We start from the raw sequence: 24,791 nt of genomic DNA, 5'->3' as shown, positions 1-24,791 counted from the left end.
TTTCTATCTTAGTTTTCCAATTTGTTTAGGCTACACTCTTTACCCCACAAAAAACGGGCAGAATCCTAAAATCCCGTCCGTCTCGTGTATGTGTGAAAGTTCTGAAAACTGTATTATCGAAAGCTAAAGCTCAAATTTGATCCCTTGGGCTAGGGGCAAAGTCGTGCCGTAGTTGAGGGTATTGGTTTGGCGGCGCATGTAGGCTTTCCACGCATCCGAGCCTGATTCGCGGCCACCGCCCGTTTCTTTTTCTCCCCCAAAAGCTCCCCCAATTTCCGCTCCCGAAGTGCCGATGTTAACGTTGGCAATGCCGCAATCCGAACCCGCATGGCTCAAAAACTGCTCAGCTTCGCGCAGGTGCAAGGTGAAAATAGCCGATGAAAGCCCTTGAGGAACACCGTTTTGCAGTTGAATTGCCTCTTCTATCGTGCGGTATTTGATGAGGTAAAGAATAGGGGCAAACGTTTCGTGTTGGACAACGGGCCAATGGTTTTCAACTTCTGCAACGCACGGCTTTACATAACATCCCGAACTGAAGTCATCGCCCGTTAAGACGTGAGGTTCTACGGCAAACGTCCCACCCAACGCTTGAACCTGCGCAACGGCGGCTTCGTATTGCGCAACGGCCAAGGTGTCAATGAGTGGCCCTACGTGGTTGGAAGCATCGAGCGGATTCCCAATACGAAGCTGTCCGTAGGCTTTTACTAACCGATTTTTTACGTCGTCGTAGATACTTTCGTGAATAATCAGGCGGCGGGTAGAGGTGCAGCGCTGCCCCGCCGTGCCTACCGCCCCAAAAACAATCGCAGGAATGGCCAACGGAAGGTCGGCATGTTGTGAGACAATGATGGCGTTGTTACCGCCTAGTTCCAACAAACTGCGTCCCAAACGCCCGCCCACGGCTTGCCCCACGGCTTTGCCCATACGCGTGCTTCCCGTCGCCGATACAAGCGGAATGCGCTCGTCGTGCGAGAGCCATTCGCCCACTTCACGGCCACCGACCACCAGCCCCGAAACCCCTTCGGGAACATCGTTGGCTTTCAATACCTCCTGAATGATGTGCTGACAAGCGACGGCGGTCAACGGTGTTTTTTCGGAAGGCTTCCACACGCATACGTCGCCGCAGACCCACGCCAACATGGTATTCCACGACCAAACCGCCACGGGGAAGTTGAACGCCGAAATAATGCCGACGACCCCCAGCGGGTGCCATTGCTCGTACATGCGGTGGGCGGGGCGTTCGCTGTGCATCGTAAGGCCGTACAATTGTCGCGAAAGTCCCACGGCAAAATCGCAAATATCAATAATCTCTTGTACCTCGCCGAGCCCTTCTTGGAGGCTTTTGCCCATTTCGTAGCTGACGAGCGTTCCTAATTCTGTTTTGTATTTTCTGAACTGTTCGCCCATTTGGCGCACAATTTCGCCGCGTTTTGGGGCGGGAACAAGCCGCCAAGTTTTAAAAGCTTCTTGGGCTTGTCCCACGACGGTGTCGTAGTCTTGGCGATTTGCTGATTGTACTTTTCCAATAAGTTTGCCATCCACGGGGGAATAAGACGCGATTTCTTCGCCTTGCCCAGCCCAAGAGACTAAACCCGTACTAATACCATGATTTGATTCCGCAATGCGGAGTGCGTTAAGGATGTTTTGCATGAAATAAAGGCCCGTAAAAACGGTTGATTTTTGGATGGATGATGAAGTTTCCGAAAGCAAATGTACAACAATTTACTATTGAAGTAGTGCTTTTCGGTACGCCGAAGGGCTTTGATTTTTATGGGCTTTGAAGACCCGGTTGAAATAGGCAATGTTGCCAAATCCACATTCAAAACTTACGTCGGTGATGCTTTTGTTGGTTGCCAACAACCGACAGGCTTGGTTGACCCTAAATTGGTTCATGAAGTCGGTGAACGTCAAATTCATCATTTTTTTGAAATAATGGCAAAACGAAGGCACGGCCAAATGGGCTACTGAAGCAACTTCTTGAATGTCAACGGGTTTTTGGTAGTTTTCTTCCACGTATTTGAGGATGCGGTTGAGGCGGGCTTCGTCTTTTGAGTTCATTTCGAGCTTCAACCCTTCCATGTTTAGCAGCGAATACTCTTCCGTATGCGCCAATAGGTGGAGAATTTGGATCAATTCCATCAGCCGCTCAAACGGCGACAACGAGAGTAATTTTTTAAGTCGTTTTTGCACCCGAACTTTGGTATCACCGTGAAAACACACGCCCTGTTTCGACCGCGCAAACAACTGACGGATGGGCGTCATTTCGGGCATTTCGAGAAACTGTTCGCCCCAAAAATTCTCTTTGAGTTGAACCACAATTTCTTCGTGGGTGCCGATGGCTTCTTGCCCAAAGCCCGAATGGGGTAAGTTGGGGCCGATAAATACCAAATCGCCGTCTTCGTACTGGCTAATGTGCGTCCCTACGTGCCGCCGCCCCGAACCCCCAAAAACACTGACGATTTCGTACTCGGGGTGATAGTGGTATTGCCAACGGAAAAGCTCAGGCAAAACGACGTTATGAATGATTCGGAACGAACTCCCTTCGTCGGGTTGAACAATCTCGTATTCAGTTTTCATACCCTGTGTTAAGCTATTTTTGGTAAAAATAAGAAAAAGATTCTTAATACAGGATAAAAACTGAACAATAGAAGCCTATTTTTATTTCAAAATAAAGTTGAATTTTGTTGTGAAAAAATTGGACTTGGCTTTATCTCACTCACCTATGATGAAAGGGGAGCGCTTTCAATCGCTCCCTTTCCTTTTTCCCACCGATTTTCGTTCTATTGTCGCTCGACCCTTAAACGTCTAACCATAACCAATTCTCTAAATGCAATCGTACTGGAAAATTAAGCTGTCGATTTTTCTAAATTATTTCGTTTTTGCCATTTTGCTCAATAGCGTAGGAACGGTGATTTTGCAAGTTCAACGCACCTATGGTGTATCCGAAACTTCGGCCTCGGTGCTCGAAGCTTTCAAAGATTTGACCATTGCGGCCGTTTCGTTTATTGTGGCTTCTTATATCAACCGATTGGGATACAAACGCGCCATGTTGATTGCTTTGGGTGGCAATGCGTTGATTTGTTTTTTAATGCCCACCATTCATTCATTTGGCATGACAAAACTCCTTTTTGCCGTTGCAGGTGCGGGTTTTGCGCTCATCAAAGTGTCAGTTTATGGAACAATTGGCTTGGTGACAGCCGATAAAAAAGAGCATATCAGCCTCATGAATTTCATTGAGTCTTTCTTTATGATTGGGATATTAACTGGCTACTTCATTTTTACCAGTTTTATGGACGAATCCACGCCGACGGCTTGGCTCAACGTGTACTATATGCTGGGGGGCATTGCGTTGGTGGCTTTTTTGCTTTTACTAACGACTCCTTTGGATGAGTCGTCGTTAAAAGTCGATAGTGATAAGCCCATTTTTGAAGATTTTGCCGAAATGCTTCGCTTGGTCATTTTGCCTTTGGTGTTGGTGTTTGTGATTTGTGCGTTTACCTACGTTTTGATTGAGCAAAGCATCATGAGTTGGCTCCCGACTTTTAATAATAAAGTACTGAAACTGCCCGCAACTTTGAGTATTCAAATGGCTAGTTTGTTGGCGATTGCCACAGCTTTGGGGCGTTTTTTAGCAGGTGTTGTATTAAAGAAATTCAATTGGTTGGTGGTACTGATTGGCTGCTTGGTGATTTCAGCGGGGTTGGTGCTCGTCGCGTTACCGTTGGCGGCAGGGGTCGATACATCGGCTGTAACAGGCTGGGGGAATGCACCTTTAGCGGCTTTTATCTTCCCGATGATTGGGTTGTTTTTAGCTCCCATTTATCCTGCCATTAATTCGCTCATCTTGAGCTCTTTGCCCCTGAGACAGCACGGAATCATGTCGGGGTTGATTGTGATTTTTTCGGCATTGGGTGGAACAACGGGCTCGCTCATAACAGGTTACGTATTTGAACATTATGGGGGACAAACGGCTTTTTACTTTTCTCTTGTACCCATCAGCATTTTGACCGTCGCGCTGTTTTTCTTTAGCCGTCTGCAAGGCTCAAATAGCTCAGTTGATATGAGCGGAGCGGGAGCGGGGCATTGAGGAGTGTCGAAGGGAGAGGGCAGAGTGTCGAATTTTACCCTCCCGAAAGTTTTGAACTTTCGGGAGGGTCAGAATATACCAAAATAACGTTGTAAGATGACTATTTCAGAAGCACAAAAATCAGGTTTTTTGTTGGCCGAATCATTGGGCGATTTGTACGAAGATGTTCAGCAAAGTGCGCTATTTTCGGATTCTAAAACGTTTATGGATGCCGTAGCTAAAGAACCCATCGAACAGATTGTTGAAGCGTATCTTGCTCAGAAACAGACGACTTCGTTCGATTTAGCTAGTTTTGTTACGGCGCATTTTTTGCTGCCTACCGAGCAGCCAACGGGATATTATAATGACGCTTCCAAACCCATCAAACAGCACATTGAAGACCTGTGGACGGTTTTGACACGACAGCCGCAAGATACGGGTGGAACCTTGATTACGTTGCCTTATTCGTATGTTGTACCTGGTGGACGCTTTCGGGAGGTATATTATTGGGACTCGTATTTTACTATGTTGGGGTTACAAGTTTCAAAGCGGATAGATTTGATTGAGGCGATGGTCAATAATTTTGCGTATTTGATTGATCACGTGGGTTTTATTCCCAACGGTAATCGAACGTATTACCTTGGGCGTTCGCAGCCGCCGTTTTTTGCGCTGATGGTTTCGTTGCTGGCCGAAGAAAAAGGGGAGGAGGTGTGGAAACGTTATTTGCCGCAACTGGAAAAAGAATATTCGTTTTGGATGAAGGAAGAAAATGAGGACGTTGAGGCAAGTTATCGGCGAATAATCTTGCCAAACGGTGCCGTGCTGAATCGTTATTGGGACGATAATGCCCTGCCCCGTCCCGAAGCCTACAAAGAGGATGTTGAATTGGCGCATGAAGCGTCTCATTCTACGGCCGAAACAGTTTATCGGCACGTGCGGGCGGCGGCCGAATCGGGCTGGGATTTTAGCAGTCGTTGGTTTAAAGATGGTCAATACATGACGACCATTCATACGACCGATTTGCTTCCCGTTGACCTGAATTGCCTTCTTTTGTTTTTAGAACAATCGCTTGAGCGGGCTTATCGTTTGCAAAGCAAGCTTGTCAAAGCAGAGGAAGTTGCGGCATTGGCAGCGCAACGCGCATCGGCCATTCAAACGTATTGTTGGGATGCTTCGCAGGCGTTTTATGTGGATTATAATTGGGTAGAACAAGTACCTTCCGTTCATTTAACCTTAGCTGCTACCTTTCCGTTGTTTTTTGGGGTGGCTACTTCCGAACAGGCGAAACTGGTAGCAAGTCAATTAGAAGAAAAATTTTTAAAAACAGGAGGTTTAATCACCACTTTACAAACCACTCCTCAGCAGTGGGATGCCCCCAATGGCTGGGCACCTTTGCAATGGATGGCCTACGCGGGAGCAAAACGCTACGGCCTTACCGAAGTCGCCGATAAGATTGCTAAAAATTGGACAATAAGCTGTGAGGCATACTACCAAAAAACGGGCAAGCTCATGGAAAAATACAACGTTCAGACGGACGAGCTATTGGCCCAAGGAGGCGAGTACCCCAACCAAGACGGCTTTGGCTGGACCAATGGGGTGTATCTAAAAATGAAGCAGGAGTTAGGTTAGACTATCCAAGTTTTCAAAACTTGGATAGTCTAATCAATGGGAGATTGGCAATAAAGCAGAGCTTTGTCTAAACAGAATAAGTTCTTCTAGTGAATAGCTTAAAAAAAGCCCTTCTCCTGAAAGGAGAAGGGTTGGGATGAGGTAATACAATACTTATTTCGCTTTTTTGATTTCAAAAATCCGTACGCTGTTGGGAGCCATCTCTACCGAAACACCTTTTTGAGCTTCTACTGTTAGTGTTTCGGGGTGCATAAATATTTCTTTTAACGTATAATTTCCAGTGGCAGAAAGTCCCATCGTTTCCCACGCGTGGGCGGGTAGTTGAATGGTTGCTTTTGCGCCTTGTTGTAAATCAAAGTTGCAGACAATCAGGAGTTTTTGTTTGTCGGTATGGCGAAGGTAGGTGTACATTTTTGCGCTGTTGTAACCCGCAGTTTGACCGTTGGCGTATTGTAAGTCATAAAACGCCCCGTTTTGAACCGCGTCTGAGGTGTTGGTCAATTTCAGCAAATCTTGGTAAAACTTGCGCAGTGTTTTTTGATCGGGCGAAAGTTTTCCTCCGTCAAATTTCCCCCCGTTGACCCACGCTTGGTATTCAGGAACGCCCCAGTAGTCAAACATCGTGGTGCGCCCGTCTTCGCCCGAGAAACCTTCGGTAACGGTAGGCGTTACCCCTACTTCTTGGCCAAAGTAAAGCATTAACGGCCCCGTGTGGAGCGTAGCCGAAACGACCATGGCAGGAATGGCGTAGAACGGATTTTTGGCAAAATACCTCGACGCAATCCGTTGTTCGTCGTGATTTTCGAGGAAACGAAGCATCCGATTGCTAAAATTCCCCGATTCGTTTTGCCAAACGCGCGTGATGTCGCCCGTATGCCCGTGACCTTCCATCAGTCGGCGGAGCGAGTCGTACAGACCTACTTTGTCGTAGAGATAGTCAAATTTTCCGTTGAAGAGGTAATTATGGTATTCGGCAGGATTGTAGATTTCGGCAATGAATATTTGATTTGGGTAAACCTTTTTTACTTCAGGAATCACCCAGCCCCAAAACTCAAAAGGCACCATTTCGGCCATGTCACACCGAAAGCCATCGACGCCCTTTTGTGCCCAATACAGCAAAATATCCCTCATTTTGAGCCAAGTACTTGGAATAGGATCAAAGTGTTTTTGGCGACCGTTGAGGTAATCAACCCCATAGTTCAATTTAATGGTTTCAAACCAGTCGTTAATGCTAGGTTTTGCGGTAAAAACGTCGTTTCCTGTCGCTTTCGCGGGATTCTCGACATAAGGAAACGCTTCCACACCTGGAGGAATCGGGACATTGTCAGGTACTTGAAACGCCTGATTGGGGAGGTAGTAAAAGTTATTTTGAGGGTCAAAAGCAACGTTTTTGTTGTCGTCTTCTCCAAAATCTTTGACGCCTTTGGGCTTCACATCTGAATGATACTGCCGCGCAACGTGGTTGGGAACGCAGTCGATAATTACCTTCAAATCGGCTTTGTGTGACCGCTCGACGAGGGCTTCAAACTCCTTCATTCGGTTTGGTACGTCAACGGCCAAGTCGGGATTAACGTCGTAATAATCTTTGATGGCATAGGGCGAACCCGCAATTCCTTTGACGACGTACGGGTTGTCTTTAGGGATACCAAAGGCCGAATAGTCGGTCATGGTGGCGTGTTCGATGACCCCCGTAAACCAAACGTGTGAAATGCCGAACTTTTTGAGCGAGGTAAGGGCTTTGTCGGTAATGTCGTTGAATTTGCCAACGCCATTTTCGTCGCGACTTCCGTAAAATTTGTTGGTGGTTTTTAGATTGCCAAACAGGCGCGTGTAAATTTGATAAACTACAATTTTGTCAGAGGTGGGTAAAGACATACGCGGTGAAAATTTAGGTGAAGGCTGGGCAAGTGATTGAAAAGTTGATGCTACAGCAACCACCCCCAAGATGGTTTTGGTGAGTGCTTTCATTGATCATAGGTTAGTTAAAAAAAGGTTCTTTTTTCAAAAATAGGCGGATTCACGCATATTTGCAAGATGCAAGACGTCACTTCTCCTCCGCGTGTTCTTTTAGTAAGTACGGTTCATCCCGCCACCGACCCTCGGATTGTGGGGAAAATTGCATCTAGTTTACAGCAGCACTTTGAAGTGCAGGTACTTTTGCCCGAGCAGCCTGTTTCGGATGAATTTTTCAAACTTCGGTTTCCTTTTTTCAAACGGATTTGGCAAAGGGTATTGGTGGCTCAACCCGTGATATTGCTTCATTTTCTGAGAACCCGCCCGCAATTTGTTCATATTTTTGTGGCCGAATTACTGCCACTAGCCTTTGTTTTTCAGTGGCTTGGTGCAGAAGTAATTTACGAAGTACAGGAAAATTTATACAAAAAAATTCCTCTCAAAACCTATAACCGTGGCTGGCTTTGGGTACGTCTTTTTCAGTTTTTTGACCAACGTGCCCGAAAGTGCTTCAAATTTGTTTTTACCGAAGACGCTTACCTCAATGAATACCAGAACCTTACGAAACCCTACGCGGTAGTTCACAATTTTGCCTCTTCGCACTGGCTTTCGGTTCCGTCGCCCGTTCCAAATCTTGACCAACCTACTTTTTTTTACGCAGGTGTCATAAGTATTGAGCGGGCGTTTGATACGCTTGTAAAAGCAATTGTTGTGGTCAAAAAGAAATATCCCTCGGTTCGTGTTCAGTTGTTTGGCCCCGTACGTATCCCTAACTTGACCCAATTAGAAGGGTACCAAGAAGCCAAAGAAAACCTGATTTTTTACGGTTACCAAAGTCAATCAGAGGCGTTTGTGCACGCCCGTGAGGCATTGGCGGGAATTGCACTGCTCAAGCCAGTCGGCGATTATGTCGATTCTTATCCCACCAAATTGTTTGATTACATGGCCTTGGCATTACCCGTCATTACGTCCGATTTGCCGTTGTTAACAAATGTCGTCAATGAAAGCCAATGTGGGTTTTGTGTCAACCCGTATGATTCGGATGCGTTGGCAGAACAGCTAATTAGGTGCATCGAAAACCCCGAAAATTTAAAAAAAATGGGAGAGAGCGGCCGTAATGCAATAAAGGAAAAGTACAATTGGGACAATGAAGTAAAAAAGCTGATAGAATTGTACCAAAAATAGAAATGGCAATATCATTTCACATCTTTTACGCAACGAAAACCGACGTGAAAAAGGCTAGTTTCGGGCGATGACGACGAGCGCCCCGATACCCGATACCCGTGACACCAAGTGGGTTCGCACAAAAATGAACCGCCGCGTTGGGCACGTTCGGCCGAGATATCTCCCTCGCGAACGGGTACTCTAAATAATGCTTCGTAGTTAAATTTTAAATTCGATTGCCATTCCCAAACGTTCCCGCTCATGTCGGTGAGGCCGAGGGGTGTTTTACCAAATTCGCCTACGGGCGAAGTATAAAAGAAACCGTCTTCGTTGAAGTTTTTGACGGGGAATTTGCCCTGCCAAATGTTGGCATTGTACTTGCCTCCCGTCTGAATGTCGTTGCCCCAAGGGTAAAACGTACGGCTATTGTTGGCATTTCGGGCGGCGTGTTCCCATTCCATTTCGCAAGGAAGGCGTTTGCCTGCCCATTTGGCGTAGGCATTGGCATCGTTCCACGACACTTGCGTAACGGGGTGATTATCAGGTGCAGCGGGGAAGTCAGTCCCCATTGGATGATGCCAGTTGGCGCCGTCTTTTAGAATCCATTGTTGTTCTGTTGATTCATCAATGATACCGCCGTTTCCAAATTTTTCTGCTTCTGTTTTGTAATTGGTTGCTTCCACAAATGTCCGAAATTCGCCTACCGTGACGGGGTGTTCGTCCATATAAAAAGGGGCTATTTTAGCCCAAAAAGAGGGACGTTCGTGCTGATGGCCATCGTCAGAACCAATTTGTACAACGCCTCCTTTGACGTAGAGCATTCCGTCGGGGGCACTTATTTTCGTAGGGGTGGAAACAGTCGTATCAGCAGGTTTTTCCAACCCTAAGTATAATACAGAAGGAGGGAAACCAAGCTCTTTTACAAATGCCTCGTTGAGGACAACTGTTTTTGTTTCTTCTTGTTGCTGTTCCGAATTTGAATCATCCGTTGACTGACAGCCCGCAAAAAGTAAACCTATCGAAAGGAAATAAAGTGAAAAATAGTGCGACATTGGTGAGAAGGTGTAAAAGAGCCTTCATCTCAAAACCTCCCCAAAAACCTCATCAAGTTTGGCAACGGGGATAATTTGGATGTTGTAGTTTTTGAAAATCAACCCTTTAACATTGTATTTGGATATATAAATTTTCTTAAAACCGAGCTTTTCAGCCTCCGCTATGCGCCCTTCGATTCGATTGACTGCCCGTACTTCGCCTCCGAGTCCGACTTCGCCCGCGAAACAAATCGACGGAGGAACGTACGAATCTTCGTACGAAGAAGCAAGGGACGTAACGACTGCCAAGTCGATGGCAGGGTCTTCGACACGTAAGCCACCTGCTACATTAAGGAAAACATCTTGTGTTCCTAACCGAAAACCGCCGCGTTTTTCGAGTACGGCCAACAACATTTGTAAGCGCTTGTTGTCAAAACCCGTACTGCTACGTTGAGGTGTTCCGTAGTTGGCGACACTCACAAGCGACTGAATTTCAATCTTTAAGGGTCTGTTTCCTTCCAACATCGAGCCAATCGTAATGCCGCTGAGGTGCTCTTCTCGTTGGGAGATTAAAATTTCGGAAGGGTTGGTGACTTGACGAAGTCCTGAGCCTAGCATCTCGTAGATTCCCAGTTCGGAGGTGCTGCCAAAACGGTTTTTGGTCGTACGTAAAATACGGTAAGTGGTATGGCGGTCGCCCTCAAATTGCAGTACAGTGTCCACCATGTGTTCGAGGGTTTTGGGCCCTGCGAGGTTTCCATCCTTGGTAATATGCCCAATCATAAATACGGGAACCCCGCTTTCTTTGGCATATTTCATCAACTCTGCGGCACACTGACGCACCTGCGACACACTTCCCGCCCCCGACTCAATCAGCGACGATTGCATGGTTTGGATGGAGTCGATGATGAGGACATCAGGGTCAAATTCTTCAATTTGACGAAAAATATTATCAGTAGAGGTTTCGGTGAGGATGAAGCAATTGTTGTTTTTACTGCTCAAACGCTCCGCTCGCATTTTAATTTGCGATTCACTTTCTTCTCCCGACACGTACAACACTTTTTGGGTAAGCGTAAGGGCGATTTGGAGCATCAACGTTGATTTCCCAATGCCAGGCTCGCCTCCAATCAATACCAGTGAACCTAACACAATTCCGCCCCCCAAAACACGATTAAGCTCGGCATCGGAAGTGACGATGCGAGGTTCTTCTTCGTATTTTATTTCGTTGATGGCTTTCGGTTTGGGGGCTAAACTCACCGATTTCCATTGGGCCAACGGCCCTTTTTTATCTTCTTTCTCAATGACTTCTTCTACCAAGGTATTCCACTCGCCACACGACGGGCAGCGCCCCATCCATTTAGTGGCTTGGTGCCCACAATTTTGACAGAAATAGGCTGTTTTTACTTTTGCCATGTAAGAATGTGATTGGTTTGTGTTGCACTGTAGGTGAAACGTATTAAAATAAAGTGGCCTCAACGCTCGGTGAAAGATGTCACCCCGATGGGGCTTTGAGGATAGTTTGCGTTATTCATTCTACTAAGATTTAGCCCCTCTGGGGCATTGTAGCGATTAACTTGTGCTTTCACACTTTCGTCATCATCTAAACAAAAAGCGTTGACAGTGACTCCACCATCAACGCTTTTTATATGAAAATGGAGGCATTCTAGCGCTCGTTCATTGGAACGAAATCGCGAGGAGTAGCACCTGTGTAAATCTGACGCGGGCGGCCAATTGGCTCCTTGTTGGTACGCATTTCTTTCCATTGAGCAATCCAGCCTGGAAGGCGACCAATCGCAAACATCACCGTAAACATGTTGGTAGGAATACCCAAGGCACGGTAAATAATGCCTGAATAGAAGTCAACGTTTGGATACAAGCGACGGCTCACGAAGTATGGGTCGTGAAGGGCGGCTTCTTCTAAGCCTTTGGCGATTTCCAACACTGGGTCGTTTACGCCCAATTTCGCCAATACATCATCCGCCGCTTTTTTGATGATTTTGGCGCGTGGGTCAAAGTTTTTGTAAACACGGTGGCCGAAACCAAACAAACGGAAACCGCTTGTTTTTGCGTTTTTCGCCATGTCCACGTATTTCGCCACATCACCACCGTCGGCTTTAATGTCTTCCAACATTTCGATAACCTCTTGGTTGGCACCACCGTGGAGCGGTCCCCACAAAGCACAAATACCCGCCGAGATAGACGAATAAATGTTGGCTTTTGAAGAACCTACCAAACGAACCGTTGAGGTAGAGCAGTTTTGCTCGTGGTCGGCGTGGAGAATCAATAATTTGTTGAGCGCTTTTGAAACAACAGGATCGACTTTGTATTCTTCCACGGGCAAAGCAAACATCATGTGAAGGAAGTTAGAGCAATAGTCTAACTCATTCTTAGGATAGTTTACTGGGTGGCCTTGTGATTTTTTGAACGACCAAGTCGCGATGGTTGGCAATTTGGCCAACAAACGAATGATATGAAGTTCTGTGCTGTCAGGGGCTTTTTCGTCGTACGAATCGGGGTAAAAAGCACTCATGGCACTTACCAACGACGACAACACGCCCATCGGGTGAGCGTTTACGGGGAAGCCATCGAAAATTCTGCGCATATCTTCGTTTACCATCGTATGGATACGAATTTTATGCTCAAATGCCTCGTATTCGGCTTGCGTTGGAAGCTCTCCGTAAATTAATAAGTAGGCTACTTCCAAAAAAGTAGCTTTTTCCGCAAGTTCTTCAATTGAGTATCCACGATACCGCAAAATCCCTTCTTCTCCGTCCAAAAATGTAATTGCACTTTTGGTTGCACCCGTGTTTTTATAACCACTGTCAATAGTTATATAACCTGTGGTATCACGAAGAGTGTTGATGTCGATGGCTTTTTCTTTTTCCGTCCCTTCGATGGTAGGAAATTCATAGGTTTTTCCTTCTACTATTAATTGTGCTTTATCTGACATACAGTGGGTATTTATGAATATTAGATGGATTTGGACTAAGCTACAATTTTCCGAAAAAATTTCGGATTTTCTTAGTGAAAACCTACTTTTTTTAAACGTTTTTCGCAAAATTAGTATTGATATACGTTGTTTGCGGAGTTCTAGTGCCGTTAAAAAAGTAGGGTACTAAGACCTTGACTAATGTTGAATTTCGCCATTTTTGATGACCAATTTGACATTGCGAACGTCGCTTATCCGAACGTCGGGGCGTCCTTCAACCGCCACTAAATCAGCCAAAAAGCCCGTTTTGATTTGGCCAAGCTGTTCTTGGTGGAAAACGCGGGCGTTGACCGACGTCGCCGAACGCAGCACGTCGAGGGGTTTCATGCCATAATCGACCATCATTTCCATTTCACGGGCATTGTCTCCGTGAGTAAAAACACCTACGTCGCCCCCGAAACAAATCGTAACTCCTGCGTCTAGGGCTTCTTTAAAAGTCTTTCGTTTGTTTTTGATTCTTTCGGGCTCGGGTTCAATGCCCTTTTTCCAACCTCGGTACTGCGTGATAGCATCGCCTGCGGCGAGGGTAGGGCAGAGTGCAACGCCCTTTTCTTTCATCAATGCAAAGATTTCGGGCGTACCTGCATCGCCGTGTTCGAGGGTTTCGCATCCTCCCAAAATCGCCCGTCGCATTCCTTCGACACTCCCTGCGTGGGCAATCACGGGGCGGCCGCTGCTTTGGGCTGTTTCCACAATGAGTTTGATTTCGTCAACCAAGAACGTAGGGCGTGCTTCACCCATCAAACCCCAACGATAATCGGCATAAATTTTAATCACGTCGGCTCCTTTCCCGATTTGATTTCGTACTGCTCGAATGAGCGGGTCGCGGCCGTCGGCTTCTTCTGCACCTTGCGGTACGGTCACGTCGGTACTAAAGCCCTTGGGGGCGTAGCTACCCGTTGCAATCAGGGCTTTGGTGGCAATAATCATGCGTGGGCCTGGGACAATTCCTTGTTGGATGGCTTGTTTTAAGCCTACATCGTCAAATTCAGCTCCTTCTGTTCCCAAATCACGTACGGTTGTAAAACCTGCCATTAACGTTTTCTTGGCGTGAACCACCGCCCGCGAAGTACGAAGTGAACGTGCTTCTTTGAGTACTTGGTCGTCCCAAGTTGTTTCGTTGTAGGGGTGTAAAAACAAATGGGAATGCCCTTCTATAAAACCAGGAAGTAGCGTACACCCTTTTAAATCAATGATTTCAGCTTTGGAAGACTGGGGAGCGGCGGTGATTGATTTGACATCGCCAACGGCAATTATTTTATCATTTACGACCAGGACGCTCCAATTTTCGCGAATGTCTTGCCCATCAAAAACGCGGTCGGGGCGTAGTAAAAACGATTTTTGAGCGACAACGGTATGGGTCGCCAAAAGAATTATCCAAATGATTCGATTTAGTTGATGAAGTGACATGCTTGTTAATTTGTATCCTACAAAAATAGGCGTCAAACTGCATTTATAACCTCAAAATGTACCTGAAAGTTTTAACATTTAGCTAAAAACAGAACGTTAGCCATGATTTTGAAGAAAGTAAAAGAATGGTTTTGGAATTTTACCAAACGTTCGTTTGGTAAAATAGATTTGTTTTTTCACCTTTGTACACCACACGGTCAGACGCGGTAGTCAGACCGTAAGTACGTTTGTAAGATGTATCTGTCTGACTGCCGTCTGACAGAGTTGGTCAGAGTTATCTGTCAGACGATAGTCAGACAGAGTTGGTACCTATAAACAACCATAAATGCCCATTCAAAAAGTCACCAAAGAGGAAGTTGTAAAACAAGCCCTGTTTTTGTTCAAAAAACAAGGGTATCACCGTACAAGTATGTCCGACCTTGCGGCGGCTTGTGGGCTGCTAAAAGGAAGCTTTTACCATTATTTTAGCAGTAAAGATGCTTTAATGTTGGAAGTTCTTGAAACAGTCCATCAGTATTTTGCCACAAGGGTCTTTTCTATTGCTTACGACGAAACATTAATGCCTCGGGAACGCCTTCAAAAAATGATTACGAAACAAATTTATGTTGCAGCAAGCACAGAAGGTGGCTGTTTGATGGGAAATATGGCAATAGAAACGGCCCTAGTAACACAAGAGTTCTTACCAAAAATGCGGGAGTTTTTTGAGGAATATCTACGCGCATTGGCGCATTTATATAGTTTCAAATGGGAACCAACTACGGCTCAGAAATTGGCCGAACAGGCCATCGTTGAATACGAAGGAGCATGGATTATGGTGAAATTGACCCAAAATAACCATTTTTTACAAGATGTGCTTCAACGCGCCCTTGACCGATTTGATACGGTGAATTAATGATAGTAAAATCTAATTAACCTAACACAGCTATTGAAAATGAAGGAAATAACACTTACCATACCAACCACCGATGGTTTTGACTTGTCGGCAATTCTTTATGAGTACTCAGGCCAGCCCAAGGGTGTGGTTCAGTTTAATATAGGCACAGGGATGCGGAAAGAGTTTTACGGCAATTTGGCACGCTTCATCGCCGAACAAGGATTCATCGTGTGCCTATGGGAATACCGAGGCATGGGCTGGTCGAGGCCAGCAGATAAAGAAGTATTTTCGACCATCACAATGCAAGATTGGGCCAAAGACATGAGCGAAGTGCTCGCCTTTTTGGAACAGCGTTACCCAGATTGGCCCAAATTAATGATTGGTCATAGCATCGGAGGGCAGTTACTAGGGCTGATGCCCAATCATGCTATTTTGAAAGGAGTGGTCTTACTTACAAGTTCGACGGGTACGTGGTGGCGTCAGACCTTTCCATACCGATTGAAAGCCTTTTTTTTCTTTAATATATTGTCGCCGCTGACGGCTCCTTACTGGGGGTATTTGCCCGCCAAGCGAATGAAACTTATGGAAGACCTACCCAAAGGCTTGATTATGGAGTGGCGTTCGTGGTGCAATTCAGAAAATTATCTATTTGATTTTTTAGACAAAACCATTCCCCGACATTATTATAATGAAGTAAGGTTGCCAATAAAGTCATATTGGACTACCGACGACCCTATTGCCAATGCACATACCGTTCCTGCGCTGTTGAAACATTTCCGAAATGCTGATATTATGAATGAAGCCCTTCGGCCCAAAGACTACCGTGTAAAGCGGCTAGGGCACTTTGGCGTATTTTCAAGAAAGTTTAAAGAGTCATTTTGGCGAAAAGTGGTGAATGATCTTGAATTGATGCTGACCAAAAATCATCACTATAATAATCCAGCATTGCGAAAAGTCAATTTGTAAATAGTTAAACAACACATTTTATGAACAAGACAGAATTGAAAGGACTGCTCCAAGAGCGAGTCCAAGGAGTTGTTGTGTTTTCAGAAAACCAAACATCCGAAATTTTTTATGCCAAACCCGCCGTTGATGTATGGTCGGTGGCAGAGAATGTTCAGCACCTGATTTTGTCGGTGCAGCCATTGACGCGGCTTTTTGGTGCCCCTAAATCGTATTTTATTGAAAAATGGGGAAAAGCACCCTATGGGTCGAGAGGGTATGAACAGATGGTAGAGATTTACGACGCGGCGTTGGGAGGAGGAGGAGGAGCAACGGGAGCGTTCGTTCCATTGGCGACGACACCTTCTAAGGAACAACTGCTAGGGGAGTTCGTGCAAATACACCAAATGCTGTTACAATTGGTGGAAGCCAATTGGTCGGAAGAGGAGCTGGACGAGTACCCGATACCACACCCACTTTTGGGGCTAATTACCGCCCGAGAAATGTTGTATTTTACCGCTTATCACCTCCTTCATCACCATCAAATTATGCAAAAAAGGGTGGAACAAGTAGCTTAAAAAAGTAGCCCTAAAAGCGAATTTGTACATTTCCGTTAGCAAAAAGGATTATTATTTGTGGTACTTTTCTCATTTTCGTTGTACTATTTAAAGAACTTTTCATTTTTAGCAAAAATTTATTTGTACTGAACTAAGCAGAGGTTGAATTTTTCATTCAAGAAGAAAGGTTGTTTGTACTATTCTAAGAAAAGGTTGAAACCCAAGATATGAATTTATCAAGAGGGTGTTTTTACCCTATTTTTTTGTAAATCAAAATCTTACACCTTTGCATTGTCAAAGCGAAGTCACCGCGACTGAGCGGCACAAGATGGTACAAAAACTATAACACACTATGAAAAAGATCACAATGCTTTCGACAGTATTTGCAGCTATGATGCTCGCAACCGCAGGAACTGCTTCGGCAGAAACTCACCTCCTTACCAAAGATGTAAAATTGGTAAAGCGTGACACCAAGAAGGTTGAAGTAAAAATCAACCAACCTAATGTAGGCGTACTTGATGTAGTAATTAAAGATATAGATGGCGTAATCGTTCACGAAGGAATTTTTGAAGTAAACGAAGGCGTATCAACTCAATTGAACCTTAACGCACTTCCAAATGGCGAGTACGTTATGAGTTGCTCTAACAACAATTTCTGGTCGGCACAAACACTTTTCATCAAAAATGGCAACGTGGAAATCGACGAGAATAGCTACAAAGAAGCGGTTCTTCCTAAAGTAGAAGCGTTTGGTGTAAACCGTTTTGAAGTATCAACTTCTAACAGAAACGTAGCAGATATGAGCGTAGCGATCACAGACTTGGCTGGAACACCAATTTATAACAGTTATTTGTCAGCAGGTAGCCGTTTTAACTTGAGCCACTTGCCAGCAGGTGAATACGCTTTTGAATTTACAGTGGCTGACAAATCTTTCAAGAAATTCGTGAAAGTTAAATAAGCCAACAGTTGCAATGACTTCTCAAAAAAACAGACTATAACCACATCATCTTGCGATTTTGCGACACCCGTCGGCGGAGAACCCGCCGACGGTTTTTTTTATGGTTAGTCCAAAAACCAGCCTGCAATCCATTGGGTCAATGACAAGCCAATGCTAAATAGCAATGCGGCGATGGCACTCGAAACGCTGAAACCATCGACCAAGTAAGCGCATAGATATACAAGGGCGATGTTGATGATAAAATAAAACAGCCCAAGCGTCAGAATGGTGATAGGGATAGACAAAAACTGTAAAACTGGCTTTACGAAGGTGTTGAGGAGCCCCATCACAATGGCAACAATCACGGACGTAGTGAGGGAGTCCACATAAAATCCTTGTAAAACACGGCTGGCGACAATTACCACAACGGTGCTGATAATGAGTCGAATAATTAGGCTAGTCATTGATTTATAGGTTTTTGGTTAGAAAAGCTGATTGTAAACAAAGGTCAGGTTGTGGGCAACCTGACCCACATTCGTTATGAAACCGCAAGGTTGGCCGAATCGAACTGCAACTTGATGAGGCTGGCGTAAAGGCCGTCTTCGTTGAGAGCAAGCTCGTCGTGGGTGCCTGACTCTAAAATGGTGCCGTCTTTGATGACATAAATGCAGTCCACGTTGCGAACCGTCGCCAAACGGTGCGCAATGATAATTGTCGTGCGGTTTTGCATCAGTCCATCGAGGGCTTCTTGCACCAATTTTTCTGATTCAGCATCGAGTGAGCTTGTTGCTTCGTCCAAAATCAGGATTTTAGGATCTTTCAAAATGGCGCGTGCAATGGCAATGCGCTGACGTTGCCCACCCGAAAGTTTTATTCCACGTTCGCCCACAACGGTTTCCAATCCTTCAGGGAAAGATAAAATAAAGTCTAGTGCGTTGGCTTTGCGGGCGGCTTCGCGGATTTCTTCCTCGGTGGCATTGGGTTTTCCATAGGCAATGTTTTCACGAATCGTTCCGCCAAATAGCATCACTTCTTGCGGAACGACGGCGATATTTTGACGGTATGCTGTAATGTCAAGTCCTTGAATATCATTGCCATCGACCAATATTTTTCCTCCAACGGGCTGATAATAACGCATCAATAATTGAACAATTGTTGACTTTCCAGCCCCACTGTAACCCACCAGCGCAATTTTACGACCTGCGGCCACGTCAAGCGAAATATCTTTCAACACCGTTACGTCGGGACGAGTGGGGTAGGTGAATTTAACGTTTTGGAAAGAAATCGTACCGTTAATCGGAGCAACTGCTTTGGGCGATTCAATTTCGACTTCGGAGGTTTCGTCCAAAATCTCCAAAAGACGTTCCGACGCTCCCAAGGTTTTTTGGATTTGGGCGTACATATCTCCCAAACCACCAATTGACCCACCAATAAACATGGTATATAGAATAAAGGTCATAAGTTCTGAGAGTGGCATTTCGCCGCTTTGAACGAGGGTAGCACCGTACCAAACCACCCCAATGATGCCACCAAACAACGCAAAAATGATAAACGAAACGAAGCCGCCACGGAAGCGCCCTGCTTTGAGTGCTGCTACGATTACGTTGTCGAGGGCTTTGCCATAGCGCTGAACCTCAAGGCGTTCGTTGGTAAAAGCCTTTACTACGTTGACCGATTGAAGTGTTTCTTCCACAATGACGTTGGCAGTAGCCAATTCATCTTGGGCTTTTTTAGAAAGTTTACGAATAAAACGCCCAAATACCATCGCAATCACAATAGCGACAGGGAAGGTGGCCAGCATAAAAATGGTCAATTTCCAAGAAATAAAGCAAATGATACCAATACCCACAACCACCGTAGCGAGCGAACGAAACAGTTCAGCAAGGGTAAACGAAAGAACGTCTTGGAGCGATTGAACGTCGGAAGTAATGCGGCTCATTAGTTCACCTACGCGACGCTGTTCAAAAAAGGAAACTGGCAACGAAATGATTTTGCTGTAAACCGTCCGACGAATATCGGCCATACTTTTTTCGCTGACAATCGAAAAGAAAAAGATGCGCCCAAACGAGAATACCGATTGCAGAATTAAAACCCCTACAAGTACCAAGACAACTTGATTGATGGTGTAGGACGATTTTCCTTCAATCACGGCTGTTATTTCCCCAATCAGTTTTGGGAAAAGTAAGTTGGTGGTTAAGGATAAAAACAAGAATAAAATGCCGACGATAAAGGTGTTTCGATAGGGGAGAATGAATCGAAAAATCTTTAGTGTTTTTTGGAGGCTCTCTTTGGTGAGTTTACGTTTTTTATCTTCGGGCGACAACTCGGTGCCCGTTCCTCTGCCTTTAGCCATTGGTATGAATGAATAGTGAGTTAAATAAGGGATAATCTGATGACAAAGGTAATCACAACTTGGTTCATTCTTCGTCCTTTTGTCCTTTGTAATTTGCCTCTTCAAAAATCTGCCGAACGTTGGTGTTCGTCATCAATTCGGTCAGCGTGGTGTTTGGTTTTTTGTGCAAATATTCTCCTACAATGCGCCAACCTACCCAACGGGCAATGCCACCTGGGCAATATTGACTGATTTCGGGGGTAGCGGGGCGTTCGCTAATGAAGCGTTCTTTTTCGGTGTCGCGGGTTTGGTACAAAAGTTGGCGGTCTAAAAAGTAGGCCCAAATATCCTGCTGGGAAGCGTACACGTCGGTAAGTTGTTCGCCTGAATAACCAATGATGAGGCTATCAGGTGTTTCGGGAGAAACGTGTTTGACAAACTCAAATCCTTTGCCGTACCAAATCATATCGGCCAAGAGCGTTTTGTCCTCGTTAGGTACTTTGTTGTATTTCTGAGAAATGAAGAACAAAATGCCAGGAGCGATATATTCTTTTTGGTAACGACGAAGTTGATAATCAAAAAGTTGTGGTCGGTATTTGGCTTTTGGGCCACCAAAATAATCCAACCCTATGACAATAATGCTGTCTGATACGTACAAATCAGTACCCATAAAACCCGTGATGGTTGTTACGATTTCGGGAGCTTTAAAATCAGGATAAGAAGCTTTGATTTGCCCAAAAGCTTGTTGGAGCTGGGTTTGTAAAAAAGTCAAGTCCGCAAACTGCGTTTGGAGTTCTTGGCTAAACTGTTGTAAGTCACGATTAGAGATGTTTTGGTACAACTGATTGGTAATCATTGAGTCAGCCACGCCCGAGGGCAAGCCAAAATAGTCTCTTAAAATGGGGTTTTTCTGGAGCAACAGTGATAGGTCGGCGGGGGATTTTGCCGAAAAAAATTCTTTTTCGAGGCGTCGAATGCCAATTGGCACTTCTTGGGGTTTTTGTTCGCAGGCATTGAAAGTAAGCCCAAAAGCAATAAGAACGAGGAATGAATAAATAGCTGCTTTCATTGAAAATTTTGATGACGTATTTTAAACGTAGAAGCGGCCTAAAAAAGTTTGAAGCAGGGCTAGAAAACCGCTTTTGGTGTTTTGCGCGTCGGAGACGCTGAGCCGTTTGCGCCCCGAATCGGAGTTCGGGGCGAGAGAAAGTTAGGCCGTTTGCGCCGCGAATTTCATGTTTGCGTCGGAGACGCTGGGCCGTTTGCGCCCCGAATCGGAGTTCAGGGCGAGTATTTTCAAGAGATTTCCGTTAGATTTACCCCATAATTTGTGAACAATACTTTTTCTCTCATGGCCAGATATTTGATAGCATTGATGTGTTGGGGATGGATGTGTAGCGCCTTGGCTCAGAAATTACCACCGATTCAGTACGAAGACCGTACGTACGAAACCACGATAAAAACAGTAGCGATTTACCCCGCGCCTAATGATATTCAAGACCCTGCGCGAACGACTTACTCCCCTGTAGTAAATGTCGAAAGTACCAATCCATTGATTGTGGAATTTGATGACCTCAAAGCACGCTATCGAACCTTGAGGTACCGTATTTTCCACTGCAATGCCGATTGGACATCGTCGGGCTTGAACGACATTGAATTTACGTACGAATACAACGACTACCCGATTAACACTTACCAGGCGTCGTTTAACACCAAAATTCCGTATTACCATTATACTTTTGAAGTACCAAGGTTAAAACTTTCGGGGAATTATGTGGTGGCGGTTTACGAAGATTCGCGGCCTGCCAAAGTCGTATTTACGCGTCGATTTATGGTCTATCAATCGAAGGTAAGCGTGTTTGCGCAAGTTCGGATGTCGTCAGGAATTGCCGAACAACGCACGCATCAGCAAATTGATTTTGACGTTGATTACCGAGGGTACGAAATCCTCTCTCCGCAAGAAGACTTAAAAATTGTGATTCGTCAAAATTACCGTTGGAACAAAATGATTACGAATCTGCGCCCAACCAACGTCCGTATTTTTGACCAAAAATTGGAATTCCGACCGTTTGATTTGTCCAATAACATGCTGGGAGGAAATGAGTTTCGTTGGTTTGATACCCGCATTTCGCGCGGGGTAGGTATGAGCGTGGACGATATTCAACAATTACCCGATCAGACCATTGCGCACCTTCGGGTTGATCAGTCGCGGGTAGGTGGTGGGGCAACTTTTCAGGCGCAAGACTTTAACGGTCAATACATTGTGCTAAACCGTGATGCAGCCAATAGCACCAATGAGGCTGATTATATTAATACGGTTTTTACGCTTCAAAGTCCGCAATATCCCAATGCCCAAGTATATGTCGGAGGGGCTTACAATTTATGGCAATTGGAAGATGCCAATCGGATGACCTACAATGCGACGAAAAATGTTTATGAAGCCAGTATTTTGATTAAACAAGGAATTGTGAATTACTATTATTTGGCAGTTGGGGCCGATGGAAAAATCAACGATACGGCTTTTGAAGGAAGTTATTCAAGTACGTCTAACGATTACGAAATATTTGTCTATCATCGTCCACCTGCTGCCCGCGCTGATCAACTGATTGGTTATCGTTTAGTTGAGTTTGGACGACGTTAAAAAAAACCTCCCGAAAGTTTAGAACTTTCGGGAGGTTGAAAAAACAGAGTAATATGGTTGATTTTCAAAGTTTTTTGGTGTTTGCTTTTGCTACTTTGATGCTGAACCTCACGCCAGGTTCGGACATGATTTACGTCGTTACCCGTAGCACATCGCAAGGGACAAAAGCAGGAATTGTTTCGGCTTTGGGGATTGCAGGAGGGTGCGTAGTCCACACATTGGCTGCGGTGTTGGGGCTTTCGGTCTTGATTGCCGAATCAGCATTGGCGTTCAATATTGTGAAGTACTTGGGCGTGGCCTATTTGTGTTATTTGGGATTCATGTCGCTCAAATCCACGAGCAGTTTATCGACCGAGGGTAAAGTAGAGACTATTCCTTTGAAAAAGCTGTTTTGGCAAGGTGTTTATACCAACGTTTTGAATCCCAAAGTAGCCTTATTTTTCTTGGCTTTTTTGCCCCAATTTTCCGACCCCTATTCGCCCGATTTTAAATGGCAAGTGCTGGTTTTAGGGATTTGGTTTAACTTTTCGGGGACCGTCGTCAATTGTTTGGTGGCAGTGTTGTTTGGGAAAGCAGGTGCGTATTTGAACCAATTGCCCAATTTTGCCCGTATCCAAAACAAAGTAACGGGCGTGATGATGCTTGGGCTTGGGGCGTATTTGGCGTTGGCAAAACGCAGTCAATAAACTACTTCAGCTTCTCGTTTTCGTGGTGGCGCGTCGCGTCGCGCTTGGTTTTCTTATCCAAATTTTTCTGAAAAGCTTCGGTCAAATCAACACCAGTTTGGTTGGCCAAGCACATGAGCACCCACAGAACATCGGCCATTTCATCGGCCAAATTTTTCTCTAAATCGGATTTTTTGAACGATTGGTCACCATAGGTACGGGCCATAATGCGGGCTAACTCTCCCACCTCTTCGGTCAAAATGGCCATGTTGGTCAATTCGCTAAAATAGCGTACTCCGTAGGTTTTAATCCACGTATCAACTTCTTGCTGTGCTTGTTCTAAAGTCATGGGAATGACGAATGTTTGAATGAATCGAATAACGAATAACAGATACCATCTATGCCTAGTCAACCAGCCAAATGCGGTCGGCGTCGTAGCCTTGCTCTTTCCATTCAACCAGTACGCGTTGAGAATCAAGGGTGTTTACTTTCATTCCAGTGTAGTCGGGCTCAACGGGAATTTCGCGGTTGTATTGGCGGTCGATAAGTACCAGTAGTTCCACTTTGCGAGGGCGACCAAAGGCTTGCATGGCATCAAGTGCGGCCCGAACCATCCGACCTGTGGCGAGTACGTCGTCAATCAAAATCACTTTTTTGCCTTCAATTACAAAATTGATTTTGGTCGCATTGGCTTTTAGCGGTTCACGTCGGCGAAAGTCATCGCGGTAAAAAGTCGCATCCAAATACCCAAGTGGAATGTTTGAACCTGTGATTTGGCGAAGTTCGTGGGCGACGCGTTCGGCAAAATAAATACCACGTGGTTGAAGACCCAACAAGACAGAATCCGAAAAATCTTGGTGGTTTTCGAGCAGCTGTTGGCATAGCCGACTGATCATAATTTCGAGCAAAGGACTGCTCAGGATAAGGCGATTTTGATTCATGTAACAATCACATTTCGAAAAATAAATTGAAACCTTGACTTTTAAGCCCATCTTTAATGGGTTGGTCATAAGTCCATAGTAAGCAATCTAATTGAAGAGCTAAAGCTACAAACGGAGTATCTTTTTCGTCAATGAGTTTGCATAGTCGATAAGCTTCTACGAAATTCCCAATTGAGATAAAATCTTCATTAATGAAGGTGATTTTCTGCAAAAGAAGATTTAAATATTCGTAAAATTCATCTTCTAATTGAGTATTATTCTTTAAAATTTTTTCTTTGTGTTTAAAAATCTCTACGATTAGAAATTTAGGAGCGTAAAATCGATATTGCTCTTGGGTAAGAAGCTCTCTTATGGTTGAATGTTTCAAACGCAGGGCTTTGAATACAACGTTAGTATCAATTACTACCGCAGTCTTACTCATTTATAAAACGCTCTTTATTTTTACTCCACCAATCACTCTTGATAGTTTCTCCTATTTCTTCTACCGATTGGTCAAAGTCAAGTTGATGAGCAAGCTCTTCTGTGCGTAATTTCTCCATTAGACGTAGTAACCACTCTTTGTCAAACATAGATTTGTCAAGAGTAATTAAGTACTTATCGCTGCTAGTGTCCAATTGAATCGTTGACATCGTGCTTTGTTTTTGTACAAATATAGAAATAACC

At 44.9% G+C, this 24,791-nt stretch carries 23 protein-coding genes; 9 read left to right on the top strand and 14 right to left on the bottom strand.

From position 1 onward, the window contains the following. Positions 1 to 123 precede the first annotated feature (123 nt). On the bottom strand, positions 124 to 1,650 hold the full coding sequence (gene amaB, locus AC23P2_RS27475; RefSeq protein WP_487776157.1) for an L-piperidine-6-carboxylate dehydrogenase: 1,527 nt from the start codon (positions 1,648 to 1,650) through the stop codon (positions 124 to 126). Positions 1,651 to 1,725: 75 nt separating this feature from the next. Beyond that, on the bottom strand, positions 1,726 to 2,577 hold the full coding sequence (locus AC23P2_RS27470) for an AraC family transcriptional regulator (RefSeq protein WP_487776156.1): 852 nt from the start codon (positions 2,575 to 2,577) through the stop codon (positions 1,726 to 1,728). Positions 2,578 to 2,827: 250 nt separating this feature from the next. Here AC23P2_RS27470 and AC23P2_RS27465 point away from each other — a divergent pair, with 250 nt between their 5' ends. Both AC23P2_RS27465 and treF read left to right on the top strand, forming a co-directional pair. Continuing rightward, positions 2,828 to 4,087 (top strand): MFS transporter, encoded by a 1,260-nt coding sequence (locus tag AC23P2_RS27465; protein ID WP_487776155.1) that lies wholly within the window; start codon positions 2,828 to 2,830, stop codon positions 4,085 to 4,087. 96 nt (positions 4,088 to 4,183) lie between these two features. Beyond that, positions 4,184 to 5,695, top strand: coding sequence for an alpha,alpha-trehalase TreF (treF, locus tag AC23P2_RS27460; RefSeq protein WP_487776154.1), 1,512 nt, complete (start codon positions 4,184 to 4,186; stop codon positions 5,693 to 5,695). Positions 5,696 to 5,848: 153 nt separating this feature from the next. Here the strand turns inward: treF and AC23P2_RS27455 are convergent, their stop codons facing one another. Next, positions 5,849 to 7,570 carry an alpha-amylase family protein gene (locus tag AC23P2_RS27455; protein WP_487776163.1) on the bottom strand — a complete coding sequence of 574 codons (1,722 nt, stop codon included), beginning with the start codon at positions 7,568 to 7,570 and terminating at the stop codon, positions 5,849 to 5,851. A 159-nt stretch (positions 7,571 to 7,729) separates the two neighbouring features. Here AC23P2_RS27455 and AC23P2_RS27450 point away from each other — a divergent pair, with 159 nt between their 5' ends. After that, entirely contained in the window at positions 7,730 to 8,833 is a 1,104-nt protein-coding gene (locus AC23P2_RS27450) for a glycosyltransferase (RefSeq protein ID WP_487776153.1), read from the top strand. Between the two features lie 11 nt (positions 8,834 to 8,844). Here AC23P2_RS27450 and AC23P2_RS27445 read toward each other — a convergent pair whose 3' ends face one another. The 4 genes from AC23P2_RS27445 to AC23P2_RS27430 all read right to left on the bottom strand — a co-directional run bounded on the left by AC23P2_RS27445 (position 8,845) and on the right by AC23P2_RS27430 (position 14,242). After that, on the bottom strand, positions 8,845 to 9,864 hold the full coding sequence (locus AC23P2_RS27445) for a formylglycine-generating enzyme family protein (protein ID WP_487776152.1): 1,020 nt from the start codon (positions 9,862 to 9,864) through the stop codon (positions 8,845 to 8,847). 24 nt (positions 9,865 to 9,888) lie between these two features. Then, on the bottom strand, positions 9,889 to 11,256 hold the full coding sequence (gene radA, locus AC23P2_RS27440; protein ID WP_028522199.1) for a DNA repair protein RadA: 1,368 nt from the start codon (positions 11,254 to 11,256) through the stop codon (positions 9,889 to 9,891). A gap of 250 nt (positions 11,257 to 11,506) precedes the next feature. Next, on the bottom strand, positions 11,507 to 12,793 hold the full coding sequence (locus AC23P2_RS27435; RefSeq protein ID WP_472486937.1) for a citrate synthase: 1,287 nt from the start codon (positions 12,791 to 12,793) through the stop codon (positions 11,507 to 11,509). Between the two features lie 177 nt (positions 12,794 to 12,970). Further along, a complete protein-coding gene (locus tag AC23P2_RS27430) occupies positions 12,971 to 14,242 on the bottom strand; it encodes a metal-dependent hydrolase family protein (protein WP_487776151.1) in 1,272 nt (423 codons plus the stop codon). A gap of 325 nt (positions 14,243 to 14,567) precedes the next feature. Here AC23P2_RS27430 and AC23P2_RS27425 point away from each other — a divergent pair, with 325 nt between their 5' ends. The 4 genes from AC23P2_RS27425 (at position 14,568) to AC23P2_RS27410 (ending at position 17,570) form a co-directional block, all read left to right on the top strand. Beyond that, positions 14,568 to 15,134, top strand: a complete 567-nt coding sequence (locus AC23P2_RS27425; RefSeq protein WP_487776150.1) for a TetR/AcrR family transcriptional regulator — start codon at positions 14,568 to 14,570, stop codon at positions 15,132 to 15,134. A 39-nt stretch (positions 15,135 to 15,173) separates the two neighbouring features. Further along, the gene (locus tag AC23P2_RS27420) at positions 15,174 to 16,082 is read left to right on the top strand and encodes an alpha/beta hydrolase family protein (protein WP_487776149.1); all 909 of its coding nucleotides are present in this window, start codon (positions 15,174 to 15,176) and stop codon (positions 16,080 to 16,082) included. A gap of 20 nt (positions 16,083 to 16,102) precedes the next feature. Further along, positions 16,103 to 16,636, top strand: a complete 534-nt coding sequence (locus AC23P2_RS27415; RefSeq protein WP_487776148.1) for a DinB family protein — start codon at positions 16,103 to 16,105, stop codon at positions 16,634 to 16,636. A gap of 331 nt (positions 16,637 to 16,967) precedes the next feature. Continuing rightward, entirely contained in the window at positions 16,968 to 17,570 is a 603-nt protein-coding gene (locus tag AC23P2_RS27410; RefSeq protein ID WP_487776147.1) for a T9SS type A sorting domain-containing protein, read from the top strand. A 104-nt stretch (positions 17,571 to 17,674) separates the two neighbouring features. Here AC23P2_RS27410 and AC23P2_RS27405 read toward each other — a convergent pair whose 3' ends face one another. The 3 genes from AC23P2_RS27405 to AC23P2_RS27395 form a co-directional block, all read right to left on the bottom strand. Beyond that, positions 17,675 to 18,013 (bottom strand): phage holin family protein, encoded by a 339-nt coding sequence (locus tag AC23P2_RS27405; protein WP_487776146.1) that lies wholly within the window; start codon positions 18,011 to 18,013, stop codon positions 17,675 to 17,677. Positions 18,014 to 18,087: 74 nt separating this feature from the next. Next, on the bottom strand, positions 18,088 to 19,902 hold the full coding sequence (locus AC23P2_RS27400; RefSeq protein WP_487776145.1) for an ABC transporter ATP-binding protein: 1,815 nt from the start codon (positions 19,900 to 19,902) through the stop codon (positions 18,088 to 18,090). Between the two features lie 64 nt (positions 19,903 to 19,966). Beyond that, positions 19,967 to 20,950: a gliding motility protein GldB-related protein gene (locus AC23P2_RS27395; protein ID WP_487776144.1), complete on the bottom strand. Its 984-nt coding sequence runs from the start codon at positions 20,948 to 20,950 to the stop codon at positions 19,967 to 19,969. A 282-nt stretch (positions 20,951 to 21,232) separates the two neighbouring features. Between AC23P2_RS27395 and AC23P2_RS27390 the strand changes: the two genes are divergently transcribed. Beyond that, entirely contained in the window at positions 21,233 to 22,522 is a 1,290-nt protein-coding gene (locus AC23P2_RS27390; RefSeq protein ID WP_487776143.1) for a type IX secretion system plug protein, read from the top strand. A 53-nt stretch (positions 22,523 to 22,575) separates the two neighbouring features. After that, positions 22,576 to 23,208, top strand: a complete 633-nt coding sequence (locus tag AC23P2_RS27385) for a LysE family translocator (RefSeq protein WP_487776142.1) — start codon at positions 22,576 to 22,578, stop codon at positions 23,206 to 23,208. A gap of 1 nt (position 23,209) precedes the next feature. On the opposite strand, the gene AC23P2_RS27380 is transcribed toward AC23P2_RS27385, so the two are convergent. From AC23P2_RS27380 to AC23P2_RS27365, 4 genes are read right to left on the bottom strand one after another with little or no spacing between them, the layout of a single operon-like run. Then, positions 23,210 to 23,536 carry a nucleotide pyrophosphohydrolase gene (locus tag AC23P2_RS27380; protein ID WP_487776141.1) on the bottom strand — a complete coding sequence of 109 codons (327 nt, stop codon included), beginning with the start codon at positions 23,534 to 23,536 and terminating at the stop codon, positions 23,210 to 23,212. A gap of 55 nt (positions 23,537 to 23,591) precedes the next feature. Then, positions 23,592 to 24,128, bottom strand: coding sequence for a bifunctional pyr operon transcriptional regulator/uracil phosphoribosyltransferase PyrR (pyrR, locus tag AC23P2_RS27375; RefSeq protein ID WP_028522211.1), 537 nt, complete (start codon positions 24,126 to 24,128; stop codon positions 23,592 to 23,594). 7 nt (positions 24,129 to 24,135) lie between these two features. Beyond that, positions 24,136 to 24,549: a PIN domain-containing protein gene (locus AC23P2_RS27370; protein ID WP_487776140.1), complete on the bottom strand. Its 414-nt coding sequence runs from the start codon at positions 24,547 to 24,549 to the stop codon at positions 24,136 to 24,138. Beyond that, a complete protein-coding gene (locus AC23P2_RS27365) occupies positions 24,542 to 24,757 on the bottom strand; it encodes a hypothetical protein (RefSeq protein WP_122929737.1) in 216 nt (71 codons plus the stop codon). The genes AC23P2_RS27370 and AC23P2_RS27365 overlap by 8 nt, the downstream gene beginning before the upstream one ends. Positions 24,758 to 24,791 lie beyond the last annotated feature (34 nt).

It is taken from the genome of Runella sp. R0.1_18, from assembly GCF_057652155.1.
The sequence above is the reverse complement of the archived record's forward strand: the minus strand, read 5'-3'. Positions and strand labels throughout refer to the sequence as shown.